This is a genomic window from Streptomyces sp. NPDC058955 (assembly GCF_042741435.1).
Taxonomy (GTDB): domain Bacteria; phylum Actinomycetota; class Actinomycetes; order Streptomycetales; family Streptomycetaceae; genus Streptomyces.
This window is the reverse complement of the sequence record NZ_JBHYKM010000033.1, coordinates 20,744-30,339: the sequence shown is the minus strand read 5'-3', so window position 1 is coordinate 30,339 and position 9,596 is coordinate 20,744. Positions and strand designations below refer to the sequence as shown.

General features: G+C 75.9%; 10 protein-coding genes. 7 read left to right on the top strand and 3 right to left on the bottom strand.

Features of this window, described 5'->3' with window-relative positions; all coding sequences use genetic code 11:
- The first annotated feature begins 77 nt into the window (after positions 1–77).
- From ACFW1I_RS15610 to ACFW1I_RS15590, 5 genes are all read left to right on the top strand, one after another.
- Positions 78–431: a hypothetical protein gene (locus ACFW1I_RS15610; protein ID WP_384670048.1), complete on the top strand. Its 354-nt coding sequence runs from the start codon at positions 78–80 to the stop codon at positions 429–431.
- Between the two features lie 45 nt (positions 432–476).
- Entirely contained in the window at positions 477–1,448 is a 972-nt protein-coding gene (locus tag ACFW1I_RS15605; RefSeq protein ID WP_384670047.1) for a TIGR03557 family F420-dependent LLM class oxidoreductase, read from the top strand.
- 98 nt (positions 1,449–1,546) lie between these two features.
- A complete protein-coding gene (locus ACFW1I_RS15600; protein WP_384670045.1) occupies positions 1,547–3,814 on the top strand; it encodes an MFS transporter in 2,268 nt (755 codons plus the stop codon).
- 83 nt (positions 3,815–3,897) lie between these two features.
- Complete coding sequence (locus ACFW1I_RS15595) at positions 3,898–4,386, top strand: hypothetical protein (RefSeq protein ID WP_384670043.1); 489 nt, start codon at positions 3,898–3,900, stop codon at positions 4,384–4,386.
- 67 nt (positions 4,387–4,453) lie between these two features.
- On the top strand, positions 4,454–5,071 hold the full coding sequence (locus tag ACFW1I_RS15590; RefSeq protein WP_384670041.1) for a TOPRIM nucleotidyl transferase/hydrolase domain-containing protein: 618 nt from the start codon (positions 4,454–4,456) through the stop codon (positions 5,069–5,071).
- A gap of 13 nt (positions 5,072–5,084) precedes the next feature.
- Here ACFW1I_RS15590 and ACFW1I_RS15585 read toward each other — a convergent pair whose 3' ends face one another.
- From ACFW1I_RS15585 to ACFW1I_RS15575, 3 genes are all read right to left on the bottom strand, one after another.
- Complete coding sequence (locus ACFW1I_RS15585; RefSeq protein WP_384670039.1) at positions 5,085–7,052, bottom strand: alkyl/aryl-sulfatase; 1,968 nt, start codon at positions 7,050–7,052, stop codon at positions 5,085–5,087.
- Positions 7,053–7,155: 103 nt separating this feature from the next.
- Entirely contained in the window at positions 7,156–7,800 is a 645-nt protein-coding gene (locus ACFW1I_RS15580) for a TetR/AcrR family transcriptional regulator (protein ID WP_384670037.1), read from the bottom strand.
- A gap of 36 nt (positions 7,801–7,836) precedes the next feature.
- Positions 7,837–8,406, bottom strand: coding sequence for a TetR/AcrR family transcriptional regulator (locus ACFW1I_RS15575; RefSeq protein WP_384670035.1), 570 nt, complete (start codon positions 8,404–8,406; stop codon positions 7,837–7,839).
- 53 nt (positions 8,407–8,459) lie between these two features.
- Between ACFW1I_RS15575 and ACFW1I_RS15570 the strand changes: the two genes are divergently transcribed.
- Together ACFW1I_RS15570 and ACFW1I_RS15565 are read left to right on the top strand one after the other, a co-directional pair.
- Positions 8,460–8,927, top strand: a complete 468-nt coding sequence (locus ACFW1I_RS15570) for a DUF1707 domain-containing protein (protein WP_384670033.1) — start codon at positions 8,460–8,462, stop codon at positions 8,925–8,927.
- A 107-nt stretch (positions 8,928–9,034) separates the two neighbouring features.
- A complete protein-coding gene (locus ACFW1I_RS15565) occupies positions 9,035–9,589 on the top strand; it encodes a hypothetical protein (RefSeq protein ID WP_384670031.1) in 555 nt (184 codons plus the stop codon).
- Positions 9,590–9,596 lie beyond the last annotated feature (7 nt).

The following is a 9,596-nucleotide window of genomic DNA, read 5'->3' as shown; positions in this document are numbered from 1 at the left end:
GCCAAACCGACTTCCCGCCACCGCACCGTCCCCCCGCCCGGGGGGGGTGGGACGGCGTACGACGGAAGGAGGCGGTCATGCTCATCGGCCACGCCTTCGAGGAAGGCGTCCTGCACCTGTCGCTCCCCGGCGACCTCGCCCTCACCAGCCGCTCCGCGGCCGACCTGGAGGCCCAGGCCCTGGCCCACGCCCACCGGCCCCGGCTCGTCCGGGTCCAGCTCTCCACCGCCGACCCCACCCCCGCCTCGCTCAGCGTGCTCTCCAAGGTGCGCCGCTTCGCCTCCAAGGGCTTGACCACCCTCCCCGGGGGCGCCCCCGTCCGGGCCGCGGCGACGCCCATCCCGGTGGCCCCCGCCCCCCCGGCGGCCCGCCGCCGGGGGCTCCCCGCCGTCGACGACCGGTGCCCGTCGGCGACCCGTGCCTGTCGGTGACCCGGCGCCCGTTTACGACCCGGCGCCTCCGGCAAGGCGCCGCGCATGACACATTTCGGCTACACGATGATGACCGAGCAGGCGGGCCCCCGTGAGCTGGTCGACCACGTGGTCGAGGCCGAACGCGTCGGCTTCGACTTCTCCGTGGTCTCCGACCACTCCTTCCCCTGGCTCGACGCCCAGGGACACTCCCCGTACGCGTGGAGCGTGCTAGGCGCCGCGGCCCAGGCCACCGCCCGCATCCCGCTGATGACCTTCGTGACCTGTCCGACCTTCCGCTACCACCCGGCCGTCGTCGCGCAGAAGGCGGCGACGCTCCAGCTCCTCTCCGAGGGCCGGTTCCGGCTGGGCCTCGGCTCCGGCGAGAACCTCAACGAGCACATCACCGGAACGGGCTGGCCCACCGCCCGCGTGCGCCTGGAACGCCTGGAGGAGGCCGTCGACATCATCCGCGCCCTCTTCACCGGCGCGTACGTGAACCACCACGGGCGCCACTTCGACGTCACCGCCGCCCGGCTCTGGGACCTGCCCGACCGGCCGCCGCCGATCGGGATCGCCGCCTCCGGACCGCGCTCCAGCGCCCTCGCCGGCCGCCTCGCCGACCTCCTCGTCGCCGTCGAACCGCGCCGGGAGCTGACCGAGGACTTCGACCGCCACGGCGGCGCCGGCAAGCCCAGGATCGGACAGCTCGCCCTCTGCTACGACGCCGACCGCGACGCCGCCGTGGCCCGCGTGTACGAGCAGTTCCGCTGGGCGCTCGGCGGCTGGCGGGTCAACCCCGAGCTGCCGCTGCCGGCGAGCTTCGCCCAGGCGTCCGCCCACCTCGCACCCGAGGACGTGGCCGAGGCGATCCCCTGCGGCGACGACCCCGGCGCGGTGGTGAAGGCCGCCGACGCCTACCGGAAGGCCGGCTTCACCGACCTCGCGCTCGTCCAGATCGGCGGCGCCCACCAGGTCCCCTTCCTGGAGTGGGCCCGCACCACCCTGCTGCCCGCCCTGCGCGCCGCAGCCATGTGATACGACTTTATGGGCCTTTTGTCCCTATAAAGAAGTACCTGTTCGCTGGGACCATCGTGAAGGGAAGTCCACGGGGGAACCACGAGGAGGTCCTGTCGATGACCGGCACCACCACGCCGTTCGGGGCGGGTGCCGCACCGGCGCCGGGGAGCGGCCACGCCGTCTCCCCCCGGCTGATCGGGCTGGTCCTGGCCCTGGTCGCCGCCCTGTACGTCGTCGCGCCCGCCATGAACACGGCCGTCGCCCCCCTCGTCCACACCGACCTCGGCGTCACCGCCGAGGACAACGCGATCGCCCAGATCACCGGCGTCTGCCTGGCCATCGGCGTCCTCGCGGCGACCGGCCGGGCCGGCGACCTCAAGGGCCGGCGGTCCGTCCTGACCGCCTCGCTCGCGGCGCTCCTGCTCGGCTCCCTCGTCCTCACCGTCTCCTTCACCCCCGCCGCCTACGTGCTGGGCCGGGTGCTGGTGGCCGTGGCGCTGGCCGCCGTCTTCGTCTCCTGCCTCGCCTTCATGACCACCGTCTCGATGCCCGGCCGCATCCGCCGGATCATCGGCGGCTGGCTCGCCGCCATGTCCGCCGGCTTCGTGCTCGCGGTCAACCTCGCCCCGCACGCGGCGGCCCTCACCGGCTGGCGGGTCGCCGCCGCCCTCATGGCCGCCGCGGCCGGCACCGCCCTGGTCCTCGTCCGCCGGCTGCTCCCCGAGACCGGGCCGCTCGCCCGGGAGGCGCTGCCCGACCCGGTCCGCACGGTCTGCCAGGTCCTGTGTGCCGTCGCCCTGGCCGCCGCGCTCCAGCTCGCCCCGCTCTGGGGCTGGCGGGACCTCCGCGTCGGCGCCCTGCTCACCGCCGCCGTGCTCGCCTGCGCGGCCGCCCGGGCCCGCGCCCTGCGCCGTACCCCCGAGCGGAACCGTCCCGAGCACGTGCCCGGCGCCGTGTGGACCGGGGCGCTCGTCGCGGGCCTGGCCCTCGGCTTCACCCAGGTCGTCCTCACGATGGCCGTGCCCGCGCTCGTCACCGCCGTCGGCCTCTCCACCGGTGTCGCGGCCCTGATGCTGTCCGCCTTCGGCGCCGGCGGCGCGGCCGCCTGCCTGCTCATCCGGCACCGTGCCGTGTCCCCGCTGGCCGGCGCCTCCCTCGGGCTGCCGCTCGCCGCCCTGGGCCTCGCCCTGCTGCACGCCCTGGTCGACCACGCCACCCACGCCCTGGCCGGCGGCATCGCCGTCGTGGCCCTCGTCGGCTTCGGCACCATGCTGGCCACGGCCCCGCAGATGGCCCGCTTCCTCGCCGCCGTCCCCCGCCCCCACCTGGGCGTCAACGCGGCCCTGCTGCCGTCCGCGATCCTCGTCGGCACCGCCGCCGCCCAGGCCCTGCCCTACACCTCCGCGCTCGGCCCGATGCCGCTGCCGACCGAGGCCAGGGAACTGCTCTGGGTCGGCACGATCGTGGTCGCGGTCGCCGCCTTCGCCCTCGGCCGGCCCGTCGTGGCCCTCGCCGTCGCCATCGCCTCGGTCCTCCAGTACGTGATGGTGGACGCCGACACCAGCCAGCCCATGAGCGTGATCGTCGCGCTCGCCGTCGGCGCCGCCGCCGGAGCGGTCGCCTGGGCGCGCCGCGAACAGACCGAACGGCTCACCCGCACCCGCGAGACCGCCACCGCGCTCCAGTGCGCCGTGCTGCACCCCATCCCGCCCCGGCTGGGCGGCCTCAGCCTCGCCGGCCTGTACCGCCCGGCGACCGCCGGCACCGCCATCGGCGGCGACTTCCTCGAAGCCCTCGACACCCCGTACGGCACCCGCATCCTCATCGGCGACGTGCGCGGCAAGGGCCTCCAGGCCGTCCAGACCGTCACCGACCTGCTCGGCTGCTTCCGCAGCCAGGCCCACGAGACCGAGGACCTGGGCGAGGTCGCCGCCTGCCTGGACCGGCAGGTCCGGCGGGCCGCCGCCGCACGCGGCGACGAGGAGCTCTTCGCCACCGCCCTCCTGCTCCAGCACACCGGCGGCGCCGAGGACCTGCACGCCGTCAACTGCGGCCACCTGGCCCCGCTGGAGGTCGGCCCGCGGCGCACCCGCGAACTCGACGTGCCCGCCACGCTGCCGCTGGGCTTCGGCGCGCTCGACGCGGCCGGAGCCGTACGCCCGCACCGGTTCGCCCTCGCGCCCGGCGCCACCCTGCTCACCCACACCGACGGCCTCAGCGAGGCCCGGAACTCCACCGGCGAGTTCTACCCGGTCGCCCAGCGGCTCGCCGCCGCCGGCCGCCGCACCCCCGACGACCTGGTCCGTCACCTCGACGACGACGTCCGCGACTGGACCCACCACCTCGCCGACGACATCGCCGTCATCGCCCTCGGCCACCGCTGACCGCCGGTTCCCGGGATGCGGGCCGCCGGACGCTGCCGTTGACTGGGGCGGACGACCGCACACGAGCCGAGGGAGACCACGACATGACCGCACGCTGGGTACGGGGCGCCGCCGGCGGCCTGCTGGCGGGAGCCGTCCTGATGGGCACGGCGGCCTGCTCGGACGACGGCGGCAACCCCGTCTCGGGGGCGGTCAGCGAGGCGGCCTCCGCGGTCGAGTCCGCCGCCGAGGGGGTCTCGGACGCCGCCAAGAAGGCCGCCGACCGGGCCCAGCAGCAGCTGTCCGAGGTCAAGGACGGCGTCGACGCCAAGGACGAGGTGACGCTCGGCGCCCCCGCCACCGACGCCGACGGCCGCACCACCGTCCCCGTCACCGTCGACAACACCGACGACGAGACGCGGTCGTTCGCGGTGCAGGTGGAGTTCAAGGACGGCGACGGCACGCTGGTCGACACGGTCGTCCTCACCATCTCCGACGTGCCGGCCGGCAAGCCGGGCGACGGCACCGCCCGCAGCACCCACAAGCTCTCCGGCACCGTGACCGCCTCGGTCCCCACCGCCCTGCGCTACTGAGCCCGGCGCGGCGCCGCCGCCCCGAAAACCGGTACCGTCCCGGCCGCCGAACGCCGAGACTCCTGTCATGACCGACATGGACGCCTTCCGGGCCGAGGTCGCCGCCTGGGCGGCCGGCGGACCCGGCGACACCGCGCGCGAGCTCGCCGCCCGCCTCCCCGTCCGCACCGTGGTGCTCCTCGAAGGGCGCAGCGACGTCGCCGCGGTCGAGGCGCTGGCCGCGCGCCGCGGCCGCGACCTCGCCGCCGAGGGCGTCTGCGTGTTGTCGATGAACGGCGCCACCAACGCCGCCCGGCACGCCCGTCTGCTCGGTCCGCCCGGCCTCGGGCTGCGCCTCACCGGTCTCTGCGACGACGCCGAACGCTCCCACTACGCGCGCGGCCTGGCGGCCGCCGGGGCCGACCCGGACGCCTTCTTCGTCTGCGTCGCCGACCTGGAGGACGAGCTGATCCGCGCCCTCGGCGTGGACCGGGTCGGGGAACTGGTCGACGCCGAGGGCGAGGGGCGGGCCCTGCGCACCTTCCTGAACCAGCCCGCCCAGCGGGACCGCAGCCCGCTGCTGCGGATGCGCCGCTTCCTCGGCACGACCTCGGGACGCAAGATCCGTTACGGACGGGTCCTGACCGAGGCCCTCGACCTCGCCCGCGTACCGGCCCCGCTGGACGGCCTGCTCGCCTCCCTCTGAGCGGCGGGGCGCCTCAGGGCGTCACGATCGGGAAGTCCGGCCGCGGGGTGTCGAGCACGGCGAGGAGCCCGGTCAGCAGGGACGGGTCCCCGGTCATGGCGATCCCGGCGGTGCCCCCGCCGGCGAGGAGCCGGAGGAGCTGGGGCTTGGTCATGGTGAGGGTCAGCCCGGCGTCCGCCGCGGGCCGGTCGTCGCTGGTCCAGGTCAGCAGCCCGTTGACGAGCCGCAGGTGCCAGTAGGTGCCGCCGACGTGCCAGTCCATCAGGATCCGCAGCGGCCACGCCCGGGGGCCGTCGACGCGGACGGCCAGGCTGTCGACGATCTGCCCGACCGTCAGCGCCAGGTACATGTCCGGGCCCAGGGAGGCGGTGGCGTGCGGGGTGACGCCGTGCAGCAGCTCCTGCGCGGCGGTGAGGGAGAAGTTGCGCCAGACGGCGTTCTCCGCCTTCCGGCCGAGGCGGGTGTGGAGCTCGGCGAGCTGCCGTCGCGTGCGCAGGTCCCGCGGGTCGTCGAAGACCGCGTGGTTGAGCAGGGTCACGGCGAAGCGCAGGTCGCCGCGGTCGGCGTAGTGCCGGGCGCGGGCCCGGACCGCGGCCTGGCCGCCGAGCGTCTCCACCCAGCGGCGTGCCTCCTCGACCGGCGGGTGCTCCCACAGATGGGCGGGGTTGCCGTCGAACCAGCCCATGTAGCGCTGGTAGACGGCCTTGACGTTGTGGCTGAGGGAGCCGTAGTAGCCGCGGTTGGCCCAGACCCCTTCGAGCGCGGGCGGCAGCCGGAAGGTCTCGGCGATCTCGGTGCCGGTGAGGCCCTGGTTGATCAGGCGGACGGTCTGGTCGTGCAGATAGCCGTAGAGGTCCCGCTGGTGGGTGAGGAGGGCGACGATGGCGTCGTTGCCCCAGGTGGGCCAGTGGTGGGAGGCGAAGGCGACGTCGGCGGTGCCGGCGTAGAGGCCGATCGACTCGGTGAGGTAGCCGGCCCAGGCGTGCGCGTCGCGGACCTGGGCGCCGCGCAGCGTGAGGACGTTGTGCATGGTGTGGGTGGCGTTCTCGGCCATGCAGACCGCGCGCAGGTCCGGGAAGAGGAAGTTCATCTCCTCCTGGGCCTCGGTCCCCGGGGTCAGCTGGAACCGGATCCGCACGCCGTCGAGGGTGACCTCCTCGCCGGTCGCGCCGATGGACCGGGTCGGCGCGATCAGTCCGACGGTGCCGAGGGAGACGGTCAGCCCGAGCCCGCAGCCGACCTGGGCGGCGGCGTTCCTGGGGAGGGTGGAGCCGTACATGTAGGCGGCGCGGCGGGCCATGGCGGTGCCGACGTACACGTTCTCGCTGACGGCGTGCTCCATGAACCCCTTGGGCGCGAGGACGGGCACGTCCCCGGCGCCGTCCGGCAGCACGCCCCGGCAGCCGCCGAAGTGGTCGACGTGGGGGTGGGTGTAGATCATGGCCCGGACCGGGCGGTCGCCCCGGTGCGCCCGGTACAGCGCGAGCGCCGCCGCGGCGGTCTCGGCCGAGATCAGCGGGTCGATGACGATGATGCCGGTGTCGCCCTCGACGATCGTCATGTTGGACAGGTCCAGGCCCCTGACCTGGTAGATCCGGTCGGTGACCCGGTACAGCCCCTGGCGTGACAGGAGCCGCGCCTGGCGCCACAGGCTGGGGTCCACGGTGCCGGGCGTCCGGCCCTCCGCCTCGGCCTCGCGCACGAAGTCGTAGGCGGCCGGGTCCCAGGCGACGCGTCCGGCGGCGGTGGTGACGGGTCCGCCGGTGAAGGCGGCGACGAAGCCGCGGTCGGCGTCCGCGAAGTCGGTCTCGTCGTCGTACGGCAGGTCGTCGGTGCGGGTGGGGGAGGGCGTCGCGCCGGGGCGGGGCCGGCCGCCGGGGGCGGCGGGGACGGCCTGGGCGGTCTGCGGGTTGAGGGAGACGGCCGCCGCGGCGGCGCCCATGGTGGCGGCGACGAAACCGCGCCGGTCGATCGGAGACATGCCGGGCACGCCCTTCCTGGTCGGGGCGCCCACTATTGCAGTCGGACTGCAATACGCGTCAAGGGGTCGGCGCCAGGCAGGGGTGCTCGGGCCCGGGTGGGCGTCAGTCCCGGCCGGCGGCCGTCGGTGCGGTGAGCAGCGCCCCCAGGGTCCGGCCGAGCGCGCTGCGGGCCGCCGCCCCGTCCAGGCCGCGCCGGGAGCGCAGATGGTCCCAGGCCGCCCACGACGAGGCCCCGTCCAGCGCGTCCAGGAGCCCGCCCGGAGCGGAGGCGTCCGGGACCCGGGCGAGCTCGGGCGCGAACACCTCCGCGAGGTCCGCGCGGAACCAGGCGTCGCCCGCCGCCATCACCTCGCGCAGCCCCGGGGAGTCCGGCTCCAGGCCGAGGCCGATCCTGCGGATCGGGGTCATCACCTCGTACATCCGCTCGCGCTGGGCGAGCAGCGCCGCCACCTTCCGGGCCGTCGGCCACTCCGGCGGCACCGGCTCGGCGTGCGCGCGCCACCGCTCCGCCTGCCGCCGTGCGGCGGCCACGTAGAGCGCCTCGCGGTCGGCGAAGTGCACGAAGACCGTCCGCTCGGACACCCCGGCCCGCTCCGCGATCGCCTTCCGGGTGGGCTCCCGGCCGCTCTCGGCGACCAGCCGGAGCAGCGCGTCCACCAGCGCCGCGTACGTCCACTCCGGGTCCCGCCGCCGGCGCCGCGCCGGCCCTTCCGCACCCTCGCCGCTCCCGGCCACCGTCTCGCTCACCGCCCCATCGTGACAGAGCGTCGGGAGGCCGGGACGTCAGCCGGCGGGCGTCAGGACGTCGAGGGCCCGGTCGAGCGCGGCGAGCAGGGCCGGGGCCTCGCCGGGGGCGTAGAGCAGGCGCAGGGCGAGGCCGTCGGAGACGGCGATGAGGGCGTCGGCGGCCGGACCGGGCAGCGGGCTTCCGGCGGCGGTGAGCCGGTCGGCGAGGGCGTCGCGGAGCTCCCGGTCGACGCGCTGCCGGGCCTCGGCCAGCCGGGGGTGGTGGGCGGCGTGGACCGCGAAGGCCAGCTGGGCGGCCGTCTCGGCGCGCCGCTCCGGGTCCAGCGGCAGGGTGGTCAGGATCAGTTCGCGCAGCGCCGGCCGCAGCGGCAGCGCCGGGTCGACCGCGCCCATGCGCCGCTCGATCCGCTCCCCGGCCAGCTCGGAGGCGAACAGGAGCAGTTCCTCCTTGCTGCGGAAGTACTTCTGGACCGCGCCGGGGGACCGGCCGCTCGCCGCCGCCACCGTCCGCACGCTCACCTGGTCGAGCCCCTCCTCGCCGGCCAGGCGCAGCAGGGCGGCGCCGATCTGGCGGCGCTGTTCCGACCGGTCGACGGTCCTGGGCATCGTCTCGCTCCGCACTTTAGGATACGGTCGTATTCTAACGAATGGGGGAGCACATGGACCAGCAGCCCGACCGCCCCGCCGACCCGCTGCGCAAGCGCGACGCCGCCCCGCGGCGGCGCCTGCCCGAGATGCGGGTCTCCGACCGGGAGCGGGACGCCGCCGTCGACATCCTCGCCGCCGCCCTGGCCGAGGGCCGGCTCCAGCCCGACGAGCACGCCGCCCGCGTCGAGGCCGCACTGGCCGCCCGTACCGCCGGCGAACTCGACGTCCTCACCGCCGACCTGCCCGCACCCGCGCCCGGCCGCGAGGAGCGCGAGCGCGAGGAACGCGCCGAGTGGTTCGCCGAATGGCGCCACTGGCTCGGCGGCCTCCTGGTGATGACCGTGATCTGGGGCGTCACGTGCCTCAGCGACGGCGAGCTGAAGTTCTACTGGCCGGTGACCCCGCTCGCCATCTGGGCGGCGGTCCTCGGCGCCGCGGCGCTCCGGCCGCGGGACGGGAAGGGTGACGACACCGCCTGACACGCCGGGGAGGACGCGTCGGGCCCTCGTCTTCGGGGTAAACAGAGACCGAACGCCTCCTCTCCCGAACGGACTTGTGCGCGTTGAGCATGCCACTCGGATCCCGTGTGCCAGGCAGGACCTGGACGATTCGCCTCACCGGCCACCACGACCACTCGGCGCGGGTCAGCTGCACCACCGCGGGCTGCCGCATGCCGGACCGCTCCAAGGACGTGCGCGCGCTGCGCGCCTTCGCCGCCGAGCACGTGCGGGCCCACGCCCGGCTGGCGACCCCGCGCCCGAACGCCTCGTGCGCCTGCGGGGGAGCCGGCTGCCGCCACCACCAGTCCCGGGCCCTGTGCTCCGGCCGGACCCTCCTCGTCCTCATCCACAATCCGGCCGTCGGCGAGGTCTGGACGCTCGCCGAGATCTGCGAGGCGTGCGCCCCGCTGATCACCCACGCCCGGATCGTGGCGCGGGCGGCGAGCCCGGCCGAGACCCGGAGACCGGAGCGGGTGCCCGAGCCGCGGACCGCGGCCCCGGCCGCCTCGGGCCCGGCCGTCCCGGTGCTGTTCTCCTCACCGGAGGCCGCCGGCGGAGCCACCGACTCCGGCGGCCCCCGCCAGGACCGCCGCCCCCGCAGGGGCGGCCGGGGGAACCGCACGGGCGGCGGACGGTACTGACCCCGGG

Coding starts and splice junctions, on each gene's coding strand:
- ACFW1I_RS15610 (WP_384670048.1), top strand. CDS start 78: ATGCTCATCGGCCACGCCTTCGAGGAAGGCGTCCTGCACCTGTCGCTC.
- ACFW1I_RS15605 (WP_384670047.1), top strand. CDS start 477: ATGACACATTTCGGCTACACGATGATGACCGAGCAGGCGGGCCCCCGT.
- ACFW1I_RS15600 (WP_384670045.1), top strand. CDS start 1,547: ATGACCGGCACCACCACGCCGTTCGGGGCGGGTGCCGCACCGGCGCCG.
- ACFW1I_RS15595 (WP_384670043.1), top strand. CDS start 3,898: ATGACCGCACGCTGGGTACGGGGCGCCGCCGGCGGCCTGCTGGCGGGA.
- ACFW1I_RS15590 (WP_384670041.1), top strand. CDS start 4,454: ATGACCGACATGGACGCCTTCCGGGCCGAGGTCGCCGCCTGGGCGGCC.
- ACFW1I_RS15585 (WP_384670039.1), bottom strand. CDS start 7,052: ATGTCTCCGATCGACCGGCGCGGTTTCGTCGCCGCCACCATGGGCGCC.
- ACFW1I_RS15575 (WP_384670035.1), bottom strand. CDS start 8,406: ATGCCCAGGACCGTCGACCGGTCGGAACAGCGCCGCCAGATCGGCGCC.
- ACFW1I_RS15570 (WP_384670033.1), top strand. CDS start 8,460: ATGGACCAGCAGCCCGACCGCCCCGCCGACCCGCTGCGCAAGCGCGAC.